Source organism: Halorussus halophilus (assembly GCF_008831545.1).
GTDB lineage: Archaea > Halobacteriota > Halobacteria > Halobacteriales > Haladaptataceae > Halorussus > Halorussus halophilus.
Map to the genome: position 1 here is coordinate 692804 of NZ_CP044523.1, position 17687 is coordinate 710490.

17 protein-coding genes, 1 tRNA gene and 1 pseudogene are annotated in these 17687 nt (G+C 54.0%); 12 read left to right on the forward strand and 7 right to left on the reverse strand.

Annotated features, from left to right (window positions below; all coding sequences use genetic code 11):
* Nucleotides 1-29: 29 nt before the first annotated feature.
* On the reverse strand, nt 30-1058 hold the full coding sequence (locus tag F7R90_RS03400; RefSeq protein WP_158055877.1) for a hypothetical protein: 1029 nt from the start codon (nt 1056-1058) through the stop codon (nt 30-32).
* Between the two features lie 328 nt (nt 1059-1386).
* On the opposite strand from F7R90_RS03400, the gene F7R90_RS03405 reads away from it, so the two are divergent.
* The 8 genes and pseudogenes from F7R90_RS03405 to F7R90_RS03440 all read left to right on the forward strand — a co-directional run.
* The gene (locus tag F7R90_RS03405) at nt 1387-1770 is read left to right on the forward strand and encodes a hypothetical protein (RefSeq protein WP_158055878.1); all 384 of its coding nucleotides are present in this window, start codon (nt 1387-1389) and stop codon (nt 1768-1770) included.
* 664 nt (nt 1771-2434) lie between these two features.
* On the forward strand, nt 2435-2788 hold the full coding sequence (locus F7R90_RS03410) for a hypothetical protein (protein ID WP_158055879.1): 354 nt from the start codon (nt 2435-2437) through the stop codon (nt 2786-2788).
* Nucleotides 2789-2815: 27 nt separating this feature from the next.
* Nucleotides 2816-3094: a hypothetical protein gene (locus tag F7R90_RS03415; RefSeq protein WP_158055880.1), complete on the forward strand. Its 279-nt coding sequence runs from the start codon at nt 2816-2818 to the stop codon at nt 3092-3094.
* A gap of 59 nt (nt 3095-3153) precedes the next feature.
* Nucleotides 3154-3831 (forward strand): hypothetical protein, encoded by a 678-nt coding sequence (locus tag F7R90_RS03420; RefSeq protein WP_158055881.1) that lies wholly within the window; start codon nt 3154-3156, stop codon nt 3829-3831.
* Entirely contained in the window at nt 3831-5018 is a 1188-nt protein-coding gene (locus tag F7R90_RS03425) for a phage NrS-1 polymerase family protein (protein ID WP_158055882.1), read from the forward strand. The genes F7R90_RS03420 and F7R90_RS03425 overlap by 1 nt, the downstream gene beginning before the upstream one ends.
* 1456 nt (nt 5019-6474) lie before the next feature.
* Nucleotides 6475-6963, forward strand: a complete 489-nt coding sequence (locus tag F7R90_RS03430) for a hypothetical protein (protein ID WP_158055883.1) — start codon at nt 6475-6477, stop codon at nt 6961-6963.
* Nucleotides 6964-7270: 307 nt separating this feature from the next.
* Nucleotides 7271-8266 carry a hypothetical protein gene (locus F7R90_RS03435; protein ID WP_158055884.1) on the forward strand — a complete coding sequence of 332 codons (996 nt, stop codon included), beginning with the start codon at nt 7271-7273 and terminating at the stop codon, nt 8264-8266.
* Nucleotides 8267-8580: 314 nt separating this feature from the next.
* Nucleotides 8581-9027: pseudogene (locus F7R90_RS03440) on the forward strand (Eco57I restriction-modification methylase domain-containing protein); the annotation flags it as partial.
* Nucleotides 9028-9068: 41 nt separating this feature from the next.
* On the opposite strand, the gene F7R90_RS03445 reads toward F7R90_RS03440, so the two are convergent.
* The 4 genes from F7R90_RS03445 to F7R90_RS03460 form a co-directional block, all read right to left on the reverse strand.
* Nucleotides 9069-9548 carry a PDDEXK family nuclease gene (locus tag F7R90_RS03445; protein ID WP_158055885.1) on the reverse strand — a complete coding sequence of 160 codons (480 nt, stop codon included), beginning with the start codon at nt 9546-9548 and terminating at the stop codon, nt 9069-9071.
* 131 nt (nt 9549-9679) lie between these two features.
* Nucleotides 9680-10780, reverse strand: a complete 1101-nt coding sequence (locus F7R90_RS03450; protein ID WP_158055886.1) for a tyrosine-type recombinase/integrase — start codon at nt 10778-10780, stop codon at nt 9680-9682.
* A 164-nt stretch (nt 10781-10944) separates the two neighbouring features.
* Nucleotides 10945-11029 (reverse strand) — tRNA-Leu (locus F7R90_RS03455).
* A gap of 689 nt (nt 11030-11718) precedes the next feature.
* Entirely contained in the window at nt 11719-12264 is a 546-nt protein-coding gene (locus F7R90_RS03460; RefSeq protein WP_158055887.1) for a peptidylprolyl isomerase, read from the reverse strand.
* 120 nt (nt 12265-12384) lie between these two features.
* Between F7R90_RS03460 and F7R90_RS03465 the strand changes: the two genes are divergently transcribed.
* Nucleotides 12385-13386, forward strand: coding sequence for a succinylglutamate desuccinylase/aspartoacylase family protein (locus F7R90_RS03465; protein ID WP_158055888.1), 1002 nt, complete (start codon nt 12385-12387; stop codon nt 13384-13386).
* 4 nt (nt 13387-13390) lie between these two features.
* Here F7R90_RS03465 and F7R90_RS03470 read toward each other — a convergent pair whose 3' ends face one another.
* Nucleotides 13391-13651: a hypothetical protein gene (locus F7R90_RS03470; protein WP_158055889.1), complete on the reverse strand. Its 261-nt coding sequence runs from the start codon at nt 13649-13651 to the stop codon at nt 13391-13393.
* A 66-nt stretch (nt 13652-13717) separates the two neighbouring features.
* Nucleotides 13718-13918, reverse strand: a complete 201-nt coding sequence (locus F7R90_RS03475) for a hypothetical protein (protein WP_158055890.1) — start codon at nt 13916-13918, stop codon at nt 13718-13720.
* 189 nt (nt 13919-14107) lie between these two features.
* Here F7R90_RS03475 and F7R90_RS03480 point away from each other — a divergent pair, with 189 nt between their 5' ends.
* The 3 genes from F7R90_RS03480 (at nt 14108) to F7R90_RS03490 (ending at nt 17603) form a co-directional block, all read left to right on the forward strand.
* Nucleotides 14108-16492 (forward strand): lamin tail domain-containing protein, encoded by a 2385-nt coding sequence (locus tag F7R90_RS03480; RefSeq protein WP_158055891.1) that lies wholly within the window; start codon nt 14108-14110, stop codon nt 16490-16492.
* Nucleotides 16493-16836: 344 nt separating this feature from the next.
* Nucleotides 16837-17184, forward strand: a complete 348-nt coding sequence (locus F7R90_RS03485; protein WP_158055892.1) for a VOC family protein — start codon at nt 16837-16839, stop codon at nt 17182-17184.
* 38 nt (nt 17185-17222) lie between these two features.
* Nucleotides 17223-17603 (forward strand): 2Fe-2S iron-sulfur cluster-binding protein, encoded by a 381-nt coding sequence (locus F7R90_RS03490; protein ID WP_158055893.1) that lies wholly within the window; start codon nt 17223-17225, stop codon nt 17601-17603.
* The last annotated feature ends 84 nt before the right edge of the window (nt 17604-17687 follow it).

Genomic DNA, 17687 nt, shown 5'->3' on the forward strand with positions numbered 1-17687 from the left:
TACCATAGCATTTTGGCTGAGCTCGTGAATTACTCCTCAAACTCACTGAGCCCTGACTGGTATTCGTTGTAGTCTTTTGGGCTTCCCTTTTGTCGATACTCGTCAACAACATCGTCGATCGAAAATGTAACCTCTACACCTTGGCGTTCGCACTCTTTATAGATGTCTGTGAAAAATTCGAGTGGAGGGTAACGATATTCAGAGTCCAGGTTCATCCAGTACTGATAAAGGTCAGTGAATTCTCGGAGGAAAGCTAAAGCGATAGCCATTCGCTCAATATCTGGTGAGCCCTGGATAGCGTGGTCAGCTTTGATGTGTACTCGACCATCCGTAGCGATTCGAACTCGCACGAATCTGCCAGCCAACCCAAATACGCCCTCTAGAGCTACAAGCCCTTTCTGACTTAGTACACCAATCAAGACAGGTGCCGATTTTGTAATATCTGTTGAATCATCGACCTTACTATGTTGGCCAAACAGATCAGGTTCATTACCACGGATTTCAGCGTCAGTAAGCATGTTCACCGAAAGATTCCCTGGCAGGTCTTCGTTATTTTTCTCTTTTGAGAACACCCAAAGTAAGAAGTCCGGATTAAATTCGAAATCTCGAAGAGAAAGATAGTCTTCAAGTGTCTCTGAGAGCAGTTGGCGCGCCGTCTCGGCTTTTGATTTGTCCGACTTTATAAATAGATAGTCCGGTGATGCCCAATAACCGTCGAACGTCGAATAACCACGAAGGGTCGGATGTGTGTCCGTTACACCATCAACCTCCGTATCTCGGTATTCCCACTTTTCCTCCTTATACCGAAATGCATGAATTTCTCCTAGGAGTTCCTCTATCCGTCGGTCAATCGCAGGTTCATCAGCAATATAATCAGCAAATGGTAACGTCTGGTAGCCACGTCCGGGTTGCCCTATTGATCCATTCTTGTAGTCGACCAGTTCTTCCTCAATGACATGGTCAAAGTCAAAATTTGCATCAAGAATATCAGTCATATGAAGACCATTGAATACAAGTTGTCCCTCATACGAGAAGGCCTCTATTTGTTCAAGACTCATTTTAGTATAAGATGTTATCTGTCTTCGGTAAATACCTTTTGAACTACACGTGACACGAATTCTGTTTATAATGTATGCTCCGACTACTACCTCAAACACGGCTGTTTCCGGCCCGAAGACACGACCGAGGACAACCTCGTCGCTGACCGTAAGATTACGAACGCGAAAGTGACCACCAAGATCAGGCGCGAGACCGACGACCTACCCGGCTACCAGTGGTAACTGACCGTCGCACATTCTACAGGGAGTTTGCTTCGCAGTTTCAAAGGTTAGAGTACTGGCTTTTCCTAACCCACAATTTGAATATCTTCGAGAATGTGGGTTAGGTATGAATCCAGCACCGAGTGAACCACTCACGCCCGATCTCCCAAAATATCTCGTCGAGAATATCGAACGTCAAAGTCCAGATCGGCTTGAGACGATCGCGACGTGGGCGAGCGAACTCGCAGAGCACAAACGCAAGATACGCGAGCTTGAAGCCGAACACCAACGAGAAGAGCGAGGAATTGACGACGAACAGCGCGAAGAACTCGAAAAACGGGAAATCTCAATGGAGCCAGACGACTATGAGAATGTCCCCGAGAATGGGGCGTATATCACGGTGAAGACGATTGACGAGAACGACTACTTCTATTGGCAGTGGCGTTCAGAGTCGAGCAAACGTGCTCCCGATAAGAGTAAGTATATTTCACCGGTAAAACCAAAGGATTGAACTCCCCTGAGTGTGCTCGACCGGAAACTGTAAAGTCGTCATATTTCGCTCAACGCATACGCAATGGGTGGTTGGAATCATTGAGGATACCGAGATTAAAGAATTCGCTGAGCGCGCAGTCAACGTCGAGCGCCTCAACGAGTCCTTCCCAATCGAGGTAGTCGGGCTCGATGATCGCATCGATCACTGCGAGTTTCTTGGGAGTGAATAGGCGAGCGACATCTGCGACCTGAGCTTGTGACTCAACCCTCTTGTCTCAAGATCGTCGTCTCTTCTCTGACTTATCCCTCAAATGCGGGGCTTGTCGAATCCGACATACAAGCCCATGGGTAGGTTACGTACACTGTGAGAGAACATCCCCTATATAATTGATTGAACGCATATTAAGAATATAGGAATTAAATTAATCTATATTTAGAATAGTAGTTAATAACGTCGTATCTATAATTGTTTCCATCTAGTTTAGACACATTGATGAAGGGTCCCGAATCCAATCCAAGTGCGAATGACGACGAAACAAACGCAAAGCAGAATAGAAAATCCCGGGTATCAATTCCCGATCCTGTACAGTCGAGTCTGCAAAAACTGTGGAAACCAGTGGGACGACCGAGCTTCGATACGAGAGACAGCCTGTCGTGCGTGTAAAACGCACGGAGAAAACCGGGTGGAATACATCCTGATAGAGGACAATGAGGGAAGTCTGGGATTCGATCACTACTCCCTCCTCTCGCCCGCGGGAGACGGCGATGCGGAACTCATCGCGGATGTAAATCCCGAACTTTCGGAAGATCATCCGTTCTGGCCACAAACCTCGGGATGGCTGTTCGAGACCCTTTCGAAGTCAGGATGGGAACACATAACAGAAGCCACGGAAGAGGTAGTTTTCTCCGCTGAGAATCCGGAAATAAGATTGGACGAGGTTCGGGTATGGTTCGACGCAGTATGCGATTACGTCGATAATGGCCGAACTGACATTGCGTGTGTTGCCGAGATCAACAATCAGCGAGTTGCGACTTAGAGTCGTCAAATCGCACAAGGCGCAGGGATGACCCAAGCCGTAGGTGACTACTGTGCGCTGGCTAGTGGACTCTATTGGGTGTCAGAAATTGTTGCCCTTCTAGAGGAGATTGCAAGAGGAGGTGAAACTCCGAACATCACGGTCAGCGGAGATGCCGGAATAATCGGCCCACACTACGGAACTGTTTCCACAAACAATACTCAGCTCGCACACCAGACATTAGTGAGTGAGCTCCTCGAAAAGTTCGACGTTTCTCTTGAGCGGGTGAAACGGACCGACAACCCCGCCAGGTCAGTTCTCGGATAAAAGAAAACAGTAGCGATAATCAAGCCCTTAATTTCCAATAGCTAACAGCATATTCAAAAATGACGATAAAAGCCCACCAATTGGCGCATTCCCCCGACGATACAGTCTGCGAACTAGTGATTGATCCCGCAGGAGCTGGAAATCCCGAAGCAGCTGTCGACGCAGATGATGAGCACTACAGATATTCCGACATCACGCCAGACTGGGTCGACCAGGAGCCGACGGTGACGTCCTTCCGGACCAACGAGGTTCGTGAGACCGGATATTCATATCAAAGAAAAGAGAAGTTCGAGAGATTTTGGCGACTCGATAACGGACTCGATATTGATCCGACAAACCCAAAGCTCGGCGTGGATGCTGGGTACTACAGTGACAAGTATGCGACTACGGGAGAGAGTGATGACCCTTTAGCTCGCGAAAACCACCGCAGAGCAGATGCTATCTGCCAGTCATTAGAACTACCGAGCGAGGTGTGCAACAGAGTCTTCAATCTCGTGCAAAACACCGATAAGAAATGTTTCAATCGACATGGCGGTATTGATGCGGGAATCTTGGGATTCAGTGTCCTGGCTCTCTGTGAGTATTTCGGATTTTCACAGTTAGACGAAATCCGAAATACAGAGTACTGGTCTGACGTCGAAGAGACTGCTGACGAGCTCGGAGTTCGAGGCACGAGTGGACGTCAATTCCGAAATCTGATCGACTATATTGATGAGAGATTCTGGGAGGGGAGATAATGTCGGACTCGAATAATTTCCACGGTGGGGAGCTACGGCCGGATTATAAAGACGATATCCCTTCCGACATCAGAGATAGGGAGCAGTGGCTCGTGGCCAAGATCGACAAAAACGGGAAGAAACCTCCCTTGAAACCCACGAACCCGACTTCGATTGTTGACGGGCTCACGTTCGAAGAAGCGATACAGCTCGCTAACGAACCACAAACAAACACCCAAATATCGAATCGACTACGGTCAAATGAACCGACCGTTGTCGGGTTTATGATGTCCTCTAGGGACCCATTCGCATTCATTGACTGGGATGACGTACGCGACCCCCAGATTGGTGATATGAGTATTCCGGATCCGATTCTTACTGCGGTGTCTAGTCTCGGTTCATATACCGAGATATCACCATCCGGTACAGGGATGAAAACATTCGTTCATATGGATGACTCGCTTCGAGAACTCCTAGCCGACTACGGGAACCGGATCAATCTCGACCTGAAGACAGTCGGGGATCTTGACGCGATGCCTCACTTAGAAATCTACTCTGAGAAACACTATACGACCGTAACAGCGAACATTTTCACTGATCCGGACACCAATCAGCGGTTCGACCGGATTGACCACGGATGTTCGGATCTCGGCCAGTTTATCGAAACTAATTCTGCAGACTCTGGTCTCTCCAAAGGGAGTGATTACGATCACACCGAGAATTGCAGAGAGTCAGAGAGTGAAACCACCGTTGACAACCGAGAGAGTGAGAAGGCCGAAAAAGGCCTTAGTTTGACTAGCATTGGTAAGAGATCGGCCCATCGCTGTCGGTATTCCAGTGACGATAAGAACAAGGAATGGATTCCAGGCGACTGGATTGAACTAAACGGTAAGCCCACTGTCGAACAAATACGGGCGACCGGCTATGCCCTTGAAGGGGACTTTCGCGCGCTGTGGGAGGGGAACGTTTCGGGGTATCCGACTACCAGCGAGGCCGATAACGCGTTAGTTAGCAGACTCTGGTATTATGCTGGTGACCCGAGTCTAGTTGATCGCTCGTTTCGTCAGTCTCAGTTATACGGTATTCGTGTTCGTCACGGAGAGCGTGACACCCCTAAGTGGGACCGGTCCTCGTACAGGGAAGCGACAATAAATTCTACCCAGGATAACGACAGATACGATGGCCGATACCTGGATCCACACGCGTAGTTGATATCCTCGCACCTTTCTATTCCAATAGGGTATAAATGTAATTTACATCCTCGGGGCCTGATCTCCTGGATTCCAAATAAGGTATAGTATAGTGAGGAACGCTATTTGAACTACTGTACTGACACACCTCGGATACAGAGCTAGAATCTGAGGTAAATGACAAGAGTAGTTTCTGTTGATCGTTCGGTTCGAGTGTACCCCAATTACGGAGAATTCCCCGCACCCCCACCCGTGGGAATCATCAAAATGGGGAAACAGTGCATTGGTTGGGTAAACATAGAACTAAACGACCTAGCTAGAAAACTTCTTTTTTATACGAGATTTACTCTGTCTATCGAATAGCGGTAGCAGGCTTCCCAGAATTCAGGGTTTATTCTTGCCTGGATTGTCGCCTTCGACTCGTAGTCACTATGGCCTCGATTCGCCTTTATAAGGCGCGCTCCGACTACTGATTGGTTGCGGAGGAAGGTGATCCAACTTCCACTTACCGCCAGCGTCGCCATGCCTTCTGATGGTCGAAAAACGATTACAGTTCCTGAACAGACATACAAACAGTTTGTCACGCTCCACAAGCGGATTCGCCCTCACGACCGCGCTCCCCAATGGTGGACTATTATTCGACTCATCGAGAGCTACCAAGAGCACGAGTAATCTATAACATCAATAGAACAAACAACCCCTTGGTACTGGGTTTCGATTTGTCGAGACTGCCCACCCTCTGAGACTACTCATTACTCATCTACAGTCGTGCGTAGAAGAGTTCTTATTCCGCCATTTGGCGGTTGGTCTGGTTTCTAATTCCGTCGCAAATGGAAAAAGTTGTTAAAGATTTTTCTAGTCATTCATATGCTACTGCTAATCACGCTTGGCAGATTCCAGCCGTACTACGCTCGCTCTATTGTGATCAAGAGTTGAGCCTGCGGGAGATAGGTGAGAAGTTCGACTGTCATTACAGTACTATCGGAAAATGGCTCAACAGGTGTGGAATCGATTCCCGACCTGCTAACTATCAAAAGACACAACCGTGTTATACAGAAAATCCTGCGGGGTATGTCTACTGTAGTTCTCAAGTCGGTGACGAACGAGCGCAATTTGCTCTCCATGAGCTCGTAGCAATCGCTGGCGGTGCCAATCCTCACTATGTTTTCAGTGATGAGACGGAGTGTCACCATCGGCTCAAAATCCCATCAGGGCTTAATGCCAAAGTACATCTAGATATTCCAAAAAACATAGAAGCAATAGACGAGGCTGAGCACCGACGGATCCACGCTCAGAACGAGTACGAGCAACCAGAAGTCGAAACAGTTCTTAATCGCTGTGATGTCCCCGAGAGAAATCGACGGTCTTGTTGAAACCCTCCCCTGCAGATAAGATGGAACCGACGGTGCGCAATACAGAGCGTGTATTGAACACTCCAGAACGCCTATTTGTCAGTAACATGTCTTAGATAGTTATGGCGACGGAGCGTTCAGAGTGGCCACTTCCGAGTCAGTCTCCCGGTGTCCGACGGCTCCTGTATCTCGCTGAAGGACTGATTCTCGGGGCTAGCCTTCCACTCTTTCTGGTCGGATTTTTCGGTGCCTTTCTTATCGACATCGAGACCGGTTTGTTTCGACTCAATCTTACAATCGTTGATGTGTTCTTCCTCCTCCTTGTCCTCTTTTTTCTCCTTCGAGCGATTGCGTTTATTGACATTGGGCGTCGCTTTTCTCGGGACGCCCCACCGGAATACCAAGATTGGAAAGAGACGCGACGGTGGCTGTGGGTTGGGGCTGTAGCACTCCCCGTTGGTGGTGTCCTTCTCGGGGTCTCGGTACTGCTGTGGGGGTGGTGGGCAGTCGTGTTCTTACAGTATGCAGACCTGCTTATTCTGGGCGCGATTATAGCCGGGTTCATCCTCCACCTCTATGTCTTCCATCGCCTCGGGGTGAAAATCATCTGAATTGGTGGTATGGCGAGTAACCAATTCGCACCACGCATTGCTCACCTCATCTACTGTCAGGCCCGAATGGTTTCAACAGAGCTAAATCGACAGCAGTGACTTCGCCGACGAACACTATATTTTCACGGCTATATTAAGATATAAAATTCCAGCAGGGAAGTGGAAAATCCGGCTCTGTTGAAACCCTCCACGACTGACAGAACTAGCGTGCTGAATAGAGAGGGTATATTCAGCAAAGCAGTAACGATAGTCATGATACCTACTGTTTCCGAAACGTCTTTCCAAGCATACAACCGAAGCCAAATATATGCCAACCTACGTATTCGATCTCTGTAATATCTACGTTCCGGAGGGTTCGGTCTACGAGAATGACGAGTTAAATATTCAGATCGAACCGCGCGAGAACGCCGAAGAATTCGAAGAACTGCGACGTAATAGTGAAAGCGAGTACCAGCACGGATACTGGAACACAGCCCAGTGTTACATCGAGGCGGAACAAGACCGTGCGGAACAACTCGCCGACTGGTTGACGTTCATTTATTCATTCGCCCAGAACCGTGACGTCACTTGGTTCAATTACTCTTCTCTTGAACAAGGTGAGCACTACCAATCACGCCGGTCGACATATACCTTCTCTATGGATAACACCAGCCTCCCTCTTATCAAAGGGATGTGGGGACCGCCGGGAGACCAGGGCCTTGACGGGTTCGTCGATACGGCGTTGCAGACGTTAGACGAGGGGTCAGAAGCAGAACAATCGCGACTCCTACGAAGTCTCAGCCTCTTTCTTGAGGCGCAAGGAGACACGTTTTGGATGATCAAGTTCCTTTTGCAGTGGATCGTCCTCGAATCGAATGCGAACTACAACTATGACGACTACCTGCAAGGCCCTGGTGAATCGATCTTCACCGATGACGAGATCGAGGTACTGAGTGACTCGGTCATCAATCATCTGGAAGCGAATGGCTGGGAGCCAAATCAAGTTGCTCACATGGAGTATATCCTTGGTCAGAAACATCTCTACGGGGCAAGTTCGAAGACGAAGATCAAGATATACTTGGACTATCTCAACATCGGGTTCGATATCGAGGAGATTGAGGACATCATCCAGATGGCCCGCAGCATCCGGAACCCGATCGCACACCGGAACGACGATGCTCGACTCATGAATAACGCCCACATAGTGAACGATATCAGAAAAATCGATTTCTACGTGCTTCTCCGGTTGCTTGGCGTAGACGAAACGATGCAGAACCGATTAATCACGCCCATTATCTCCGGGCCTGATATCGATCGGGAGTAGCTGGCCTTTCTTCGTGACCGATACGCGCCCTGTATTCAGCACGGCTACTAACACCTATCGTCGCTTGAGTGCTTCAACAAGGCCGAAAATCCCTAACTGACAGTCAATTCTTGATCGAGAGCCACTTCGTGAAATCGATGACCTACCGCTCGCTGGTCCGACCGATATCATCGCCGACTTCGTAAAAACCGCTGAGGGGGAACCCTCACTTGGGGAGAAACCACAGTAAAGTTTCGTGCTCGTCTATCTGTTGAGTGCCCACATACCCCTCGGTTTTCGGCGGAGTGGGCACGAGGTACCTAGGGCAGACTACTCACGGAGTCTACGAACGCATCTTCACCGACGAAGAGCTATTCGTCACGGTCGGTCTCCTCAATAGTATCCCCTTCGACTACCTCATGCGAACTAAAATTGACTCAACAGTAGTCTTCTACAAGCTAACTGAGTCGCAAGCACCTCGTCTCGTTAAGGATGACGACTGGTTCGACCACATCTGGACGCGAGCTGCCAAGCTCAATTGCTACGGTGACGAATTTGTCGAGATGCGTGAGCGTCTTGGTGGCATTGAGCCAGCGACCGATCCAGACGAACATGAAGAGCTCCGGGCCGAGCCGGACGCTGCCTCTTTCCACGCATACGGACTGGATCGAGAACAGACCGAGTTCATTCTTGGCGACTTCCACCGTGTTCGTAGTCCTCGAAGGATGACCGAGGACTATTTCGACATGGTACTAGAGAAATACATGAATCTGACAGAATGAACCGATTGGTGGATATAGAGAGTAGTTTACGGACTTTTTCTCTACCAGACAGCCTCAAATGTGATGGCTAAATGGCCTCCGCCAACAGGGTGGACAACGAACATAACGAGCACAAGCCGTGTATTGTCTAATTGTTGAGTGAGTTTGATTCCGGTCCGGATATGATCCTTCTTGAATGATTCTGCTACCCAGACGAGATTTTCTGCCTCGAAAAATGAGCCGTAGGTCAGAAGTTTGCCAAGGTGTGCATGATCGCTGGTTCCTAGCTGGTTCTCGATGACCACACGTTCCCCGTCAGAATTCTCTGCAACGATGTCCGCCCTAAATTGGCCAGTGGAAACCTCCGTTTCAATCTCGTGAAGATTTGTATCGAGGGCTATTTCAAGCGGTTCCGGGTTTTCGGCAAGCCAAGGAGTGAAGCCTTGTTCTTCACAAGACCAACAGAATCTGACCTTACTCTTTGAGTAACCACCGAAGACCTCAAGATAACCATCACCATTGTCACAGGGCACGATCCACATTGGTCGCTGTGTCTCGTCTTCATCACCGTCGAACTCATCACAAGAGTGATCGTAACTATCACTCCTCTTGCCGAACTTTTGCTCACAATGGCTGCATACTAATTCCATATATGGAAAATATTGAATGCGATTTATCCCATACGATCGAGAGCTGAACGTCGATCTTCGACGGGTACCTGATCGTACTTTATCGTGGTTTGAACACTCTTGTGACGGAGCTGTGTTTTCGCTGCTGCCAGGTCTTCTTCTCGCGTCATGTACGTCCCGACCGAGTGACGGATCGCATACCAGCTCATTCGGCGATTCTCGGTGTCTATTCCGGCCTGATCGCACAACCGCAGTAACAAACGCTGGAGTGACTGCGACCCGTACGGATTTCCTTCCCGAGTGAGCCACAGCTTGTCCGTGTCATCGTATCTATCGTAATTGTCTCTCTCCTGGAGCCAGCGCTCGAGAGCGTCGGCCGTACGCTCTGAGATGCTCACGAGCCAGTTGTCGTAGCTCTTTACTGAATCCGATGCGGGGATTCGAAGCACTCGGTTGGAGATATCGACCCACGAGACGGACGCCTCACCGACTTCGGCGGGACGTAGACCGGCATCGAGCGACACCCAGACCATCGAAGTGTACTTCCATCCGTTCACCTGCTTCCAATCGTCGATCGAAACTTCCTCCAACGGTTTTCTCAGTCGCTGTGAGACGTACTTCTTCCAGTGTTCTCGCTCGTCGGGGGTGAGGCTGTAGTAGTCCGGAATCGATCCATATTCGAGTGCAGCCTGTCGAATCTGTTTTCGCTCATCGAGACTAAGGAAGTCCGGTGGCTGTTCGCGCGCGTTGGATGAGAACACTAGTTCTGGTTCCCAGGGCTCCTCGTTGAGCTCGTGGTGACGCCACTTGAAGTACCGATTCAGCGAGTCCTGTGTATTGGCTTTGTGTGACCCGCTATATTCACCACGCGCGAGGTACTTCATATACTCGTCCGCATGGTCGTGGGTCAGGTGGATGGTATAACCATCCTCAAGTTCCCAGACAAACCGGTCGAACTTCCCGCACCGGTACGCGGTCCGGTACACTGTGTCTTCGGTGTAACCCTCAGCTGCCCCTGGGTCTTTGCCGAATGTCGACAACCATTCGATGAACTTCCGGCGTTGGTTCGCATAGTCGACGCGCTGTTTTTCGTTTAGGTACTGCTCGGATTCTTCCGCGATAAGCGGAGCGTCGATATCTACCATGTGCGTACCCCCTGAGTACACTGAATGGTATCGGGGGTGTTTCGCGCTGTACCCCGCTTCCGTCCTGCACTTACACCGTTTCGTCGAATGTGCACGGGCACTAGTTGGTCCGATTTCATGATTGGTTCGGCCAAGAAAACCGCAAGAGTGCGCCGTGATTTGGATGCGAGGGATGGGATTCGAACCCATGGACGTCTACACGAGCGGGTCTTAAGCCCGCCGCCGTTGGCCAGGCTGGGCAACCCTCGCGCAACTGAGGGTTGTCCGTTCTACTGGAAGTGGGTTTCGGTATGCGGGGCGGGGAGCGGGTTCGACTCGATAGCTGTAACGACAACCTGTGTGCCCGGTGAACCAGCCGCCAGAGTCGACTGCCCGACCAACTGACGGGGAGGACTGAAAGGGGCCGCCCGTTCGCGCAACGCTTGGTCGTCTGCGTGACCCGTATCCGAGACGGGCAGTGCTGAGAGCCTCGGATATGTCACGCCAGCGATCGGGAGCACTGGGAGAGCGAAGCTCTCCCGAGCTAACGGCACGAAGTGCCGTGAACGGGCGGGGGCTTTCGAGGAGGAAGCATCGGCTGTTTAAGTTGCAATAGAGGGGTCGTCGGAGCAGAGAGGCTAGCTACTCCCGTCACGACGGAAAAAGAAGCCCTCCTCGGCCTTCATCCACCGAGGTCATCAGACCCCACTTCTCCCCGCTCAGGGCTTCGCCGTTCGCCATCGAGGTCTTCACTCACTACGTTCGTTCGAACCTCGCTACGCTCGCTATCGCTCGCGTTTCCTCTGGTCGAAGACGAAATTCAGTGATCAATTCCCAAACCCACTCCTAACGACACGAATATTCAAATACGAAGTCGGAGCCAATTCGGCCCGACGTTTCGTGCGGTCGAAGACCGCCAGTCAGCGTAGTCTGAAACGACCGAATCAAAAACCGCCTATCTACTGGTGAACGTCCACGGATTCGAGAATCACGTCGTCTTTCGGTTCGTCGTTCCGGCCGGTCGGGACGTTGCCGATTTCGCGGACGACGTCCATGCCATCGATGACTTTGCCGAAGACAGCGTGGCGGTCGTCGAGGTGCGGTTGTGGGCCGAGGGTGATGAAGAACTGCGAGCCGTTAGTGTTCGGGCCGGAGTTCGCCATCGAGAGGATGCCTTCGTCGTCGTGGCGCAGTTCCTCGTGGAACTCGTCGTCGAACTGGTAGCCGGGGCCGCCGCGGCCGGTGCCGGTCGGGTCGCCGCCCTGAATCATGAAGTCGTCGATGATGCGGTGGAACAGGACGTCGTTGTAGAGGGCGTCACCCCGTACTTCGTCGGTTTCGGGGTCGTTCCACGTCACGGTGTCCGGTGCCGGTTCGTCGTTCGCTGCGGGGTCGTGTTCCGCGAGGTTGACGAAGTTCTCGACCGTCTTCGGCGCGCGCTCGTCGTACAGTTCGACTTCGATGTCGCCGTGGTTCGTCTGCAGTGTCGCAGTCAGGTCACTCATGGTTGCGAGAAGGGACGCTGGGTAGAAAACCCTGCCGGACGCGACTGACGAAGTCAACGGAGGACGGACACAGCGCCACCGCGGCGGTAGCTTGAACTTACGAGCGCGACACCACCCGGTATGGAACACACCGCAGAGCGAGTCACGCTCGCGCGACTCTCCTCGGGTGTCGAACTCGAAACCACGATTCACACCTACGAGGGCGAGGCAGACGGGCCGACACTGTACGTCCAAGCCGCCCAGCACGGTCGCGAGGTCAACGGAACCGAGGTACTGCGGCGCGTCCACGAGCGACTGCTCGGTAGTGACGTAAACACGGACACGACCAACTTCGCTGGCAAAATCGTCGCGGTGCCTGTCGCCGACCCGCTCACCTTCGACCGTGTGTCCTACACCACGCCGGAGCAACTCGACAGCGTCAACCCGAACATGAACCGGGTCTGGCCCGGCAATTCGTCCGGCACACTGCACGAGCGCATGGCCGCCACGCTGTGGGAGTACGCCAGCGACGCCGACGCGATTCTGGACCTACACACCGGTAGCCCGGACATGCTCACGCACGTCGTGTTCATGGAAGGCCACCGAGAGTCACGCGCACTCGCGGAAGCTTTCGGCACCGACCTCCTGTTGGGCGAGCAAGCAGGCGAAGACGCCGACGCCGAGTGGCAAGACCGCGATTTCGGCGGGAAGTTCCGCGTCGCGGCCACCCGCGAAGGCATCCCGACCGTCACGCCAGAGTTGGCCCACAACAAGCAACTAGTCGAGGACGCAATCGCAACCGGCGTCGCGGGCGTTCTCGACGCGTGTGGGCACCTTGGGATACTGAGTGACGTTCCCGACCGAGCGCGAGAAGACAAAGCGAACGACCCCACGCTCGCCCGGAACCACCTCGGGCGCGTGACCGCCGACGAGTCCGGACTCTTTCGACCCGACCCCGACTACGCAGTCGGTGACGAAGTCGAAGCGGGCGAGCGAATCGGCACGCTCTACAACCCAACCACGTACGAAGTTCTACAGGAAGTCGAAGCCGACAGAGACGGTATCCTCTACGCGCTGACCAGAGAAGCGACCGTGACTGGCGGCGAGAAATTGTTGAACGTCGCGTTGCGCAGGGAGGAGTAGCATCTTATCGTCTCGCAGTCGTGTAGACGAGTGGTGCGGCGACCAGCAGCGCGATACCGAGGTACTTGTAGTGCGGTGGCGCGAGACTCGACGGAATCAGCACGAAGAGGAGGCCGAACGTGATTGCGTTCAGCGACAGCACCTTCTGCGACCCGAGCGGAATCGCCGCCAGTATCGACAGGACGAACAGGAGGAGTATCGCCTGCCCGACGTTGTATTTGATGACGAAATCGTCGATGAGGGGCAGTGGAACGAACTCTATCATCTTACTCGAAACTCGCCTCGAAATACCCTTTAAAGTTCCGCAATCCGGCGGTCGGCAGTTGGGTTTCTACTCGCTCGCGCCGTGCAGGTCGAGCGGTCGTATCCAGATGTGCCAGATGAGGACCATGGCGGTCAGATAGCCGCCCGCCCAGACGGCGCGCCCGAGCGCGACGTACCCCGCGGTACTCAGCAGGTAGTCGAGCAGACCCGGTACGAAGACACCGATGGCGAGTGCGAGTCCGAAGCGCACTTTGTCGATGGATCCCATCAGTGACCACCTCGGCGATTTTCGGTCATGGGCGGCCGTTAGAACTCGACGTTAGTGAACCGCTCGGTTCGCCGAGCAACCATTCGGTAATCTTCATACGTTCTTTTATATTTGTTTGATAACTTTGCACATATATTAACAATACACGTAATAGAATCTTTCATGTGGCGCGGATTCTGGTATTCCCCCATGCGGAGACGTACCTTCCTGTCAGCACTGGCGGCCACGGCGGGCGGTTCGGCCGCAGGTATCGAACTCACCGGACGGACATTTGCTGCGACCGGACAGATTTCCGAAGTCGAGTTCTACTCCACTTCGAGCATGCTGAACGCCAACAGCGCGCCGCTTACCGACGACTCCTACGTCGCCGCGTGGGCGGAAGACACCGCGACGAACGGCGACGGTGACGGAACCGGCGATGCGGTCCTCTACGGCGAAGACACGCCGATTCCGCTCGTCGCGTCAGACTGGAACGTCGTTGGGTTCGGGTCGATGCTCGTTACCAACTCCGACACGAACTGGCAGAAGGGCAACGAAGAGTTCGTCCTGAACGTGTGGGACGACGCGCTCGGCGGTTCCGGTACGGTTCTATGGGACGAAGGGCACGGACAGTACTACACGCGTGCGAAGTCCTCGGAGTTCGCCACCTACGCCGAGAACAACGGCTACACCGTCACCGCCACGAGTTCGCTCAGTTCGGATCTCTCGTCGGCGGACGCGGCAGTTATCACCTCGCCGGGGAACAGTTTCACCACCTCGGAACTCAGCGCACTCGGTGACTTCGTCGCCAACGGAGGTTGGCTCTTCCTGCACGACCAGTCGGACTACGGCAACTACGACTCGACGGCGAATCTGAACGACATCGCGGGCTATCTCGACCTCGCGTTCCGGTTCAACGACGACGAAGTTCTCGACACGATTCAGAACGCGGGCAACGATTACGAACCGGTGACGACGCAGTTCAACACCTCGTTCGACTACTTCTCGGACCGCGACGGACTGGGTCTCGACCCGAACAAGACCTACACGGTCCCCGTCGAGGAAGTGCTGGACGGCGACACGGTCAAAGTCACTGTCGAGGGTACCGTCGAGAGCATCCGAATCTTGGGTCTCGACACGCCCGAGAAGTCTGCGAACAGCCAGTACGAGCGCGTCCAAGAGTGGGAAGGCATCGAGAGCAACACCTACCTCGAAGCCGAGGCCGACAAGGCGACGACGTTCGGCAAGGACGAACTCAGCGGCAAGACCGTAGATCTAGTCTTCGACTCGAACGAACCGGTTCGAGACGCCTTCGGTCGCGTACTCGGCTACCTCTACTACGACGCCGGTAGCGGAAGCCGCGATACGCTGTACAACCACGAACTCGTGAAGGAAGGCCACGCCCGCGTCTACGACTCTGGCTTCTCGAAACACGACCAGTTCCTCGCGTCCGAGGCGAGTGCTCGTTCGAACGGGACGAACGTCTGGTCGGAGAGCGACCCCTCGAAGTCTTCGGAAATCCGGGACAACCCCGTGGACGACCTGTTCTTCCCGCAGACCGCGAGCGTTCGGACGACTGCGGGCGCAGTTTCGGACTCTCGCGTACCAGTGTACGCCGCTTCCTCGGCCTCTCAGAGTCTCGACGGCGGCTACAGCTACGGCGGCGACATCCCGCTCGTCGGCGTGGACGAAGGTTCGAGCGTCGCCGTCGTCGGTGGCCCGTTCATCGACGAGGGCTACGAGTCCGCGGAAGGCTACAGCACCGACACCTCGTCCTACGAGAACTACGTCTTCCTGACGAACCTCGTGGACTACCTCTCGGACAACTCCGGCGACGTACTCATCGACGGCGGTCACGGCCAGTTCAACGCGGGCTACGGCCTCTCTGCGGAGGACGCGGCCTACTACATGCGGTACCTCGAAGGTCAAGACACCGGTTTCGAGGGCGTCAACGAGTTCACCTCGACCAACCTCTCGGGTGCCCGCGCAGTCGTCGTCACGACGCCGCCCCAGTCGTTCAGCCAGTCCGAAATCGACGCGCTGAACTCCTACGTCGCGGACGGCGGCGCAGTCGTGCTGATGGGCAGTGGGAAGACGACCAGCGAGGCACGGAGCAACATCAACTCGCTCGCCAGCGGACTCGGCACGGACCTGCGAGTCAACGCCGATACCGTGACCGACTCTTCGAGCAACGTCGGGTCCAGTAGCGACGTGCCCGCCACGTCGAACTTCGACACCTCCTTCCCGCTGTTCGACGCCTACACGCCCGGCACGTCCTCGGACTACTCCGTCTCGATTCCGACGATTAGCGAGGATGGGGCGACGCTCAACGACGAGTACGTGGACATCGCAAACGACGGGTCGAGCGCGCTCGACATGACCGGGTGGTCCGTCGAAGACGAAGCGGGCAACAGCTACCAATTCCCCGGCGGCTTCACGCTCGGTGCGGGCAACACGGTTCGCCTGCACTCGGGCGACGGCACCGACTCTAGCACGGACCTCTACTGGGGCGGGTCGTACATCTGGAACAACGGCGGCGACACGGTGTACCTCTTCGACAGTAGCGGCACGCAACACACGACGTACAGTTACTGAGAAACCGCTGGTTCGGCGTTCCATTTTTGGGTCGAGGTGGAAAACCGGAGACAGGTGGAGTGTCCGGTTGTCAAGTGATGTCAGTGGCTGGCTTCTGTCGATAGTGGCTAGCTTCCAACGCAACTCGCACGTGGCGTGTGTCGGCGGATGACAGGTTCCGAACGACGTGGTGATTCGAGGGCTTCGTGACCGAATCGGTCTCGGCACGCCACGTTTCGTGTGTTCGTCGGGAGGATAAAAAACGGTGCTAATTGTGCAATATATCTATCTATACCGCTCCGTTGTGGGGCGTTTTCGCCCGGTCGCAGGGAACTGTTTTCACGGTGGCACGAGACGACGATTCCATGAGTGCGATTACCTTCTTCGGCACCACGAATCTCGACCGCATCGAGGAGTTCTACCAGCGTGTCGGCGCAACTATCTGGCTCGAACAGCCAGACTGCACGATTCTGAAGTACGACAACCAGTTGTTGGGCTTCTGCGAGCGCGACGAAGCGGACACCGAAGGCATCGTCACCTTCGTCCACCCAGACGAGTCGGGCGTCGATTCGATGTACGAACGACTCCGAGAACGCGCCCACGAGGAACCGCACGAGAACGAGCGCTACGAAATCTACCAGTTCTTCGCCGAGGACCCCGACGGCAGGACCATCGAGTTCCAGACGTTCCAGCATCCGACCGAGGAAATTTAGTGTGAAAGATTAACATGCTCCGGCCCCTACCCAGAGCTATGCCGACCGTTCGTTTTCGCGGCACGGAAATCGAGTGCGAAGAGGGCGACGTGCTTCGGGACGTATTGCTCGACGCCGACCTGTCGCCGCACAACGGGAGTGCGAAGTACCTCAACTGCAAAGGTCACGCGACCTGTGGCACCTGTGCTGTCGAAGTCCACGGCGACGTGAGCGCGATGAACGACGCCGAGCGACGGCGACTCTCGTTCCCACCACACGACGTAGATTCGGGACTTCGACTCTCCTGCCAGACGGAGGTGCTGGGCGACGTAGCGGTAGTAAAACATCCGGGGTTCTGGGGACAGCACGTCGAGCGGGGCGAGAGTCTGGCGGGCCGTGACGACACCTCCGAGCGAGTCGAGTCTGGTCCGAACAAGTAACAACCCTCTACGTCGCCACTGACGGTACTTCTGTCCGAGCGGACGGACCACAAAGCATTTGCCGAATTCCCGTATCGGGAGTGA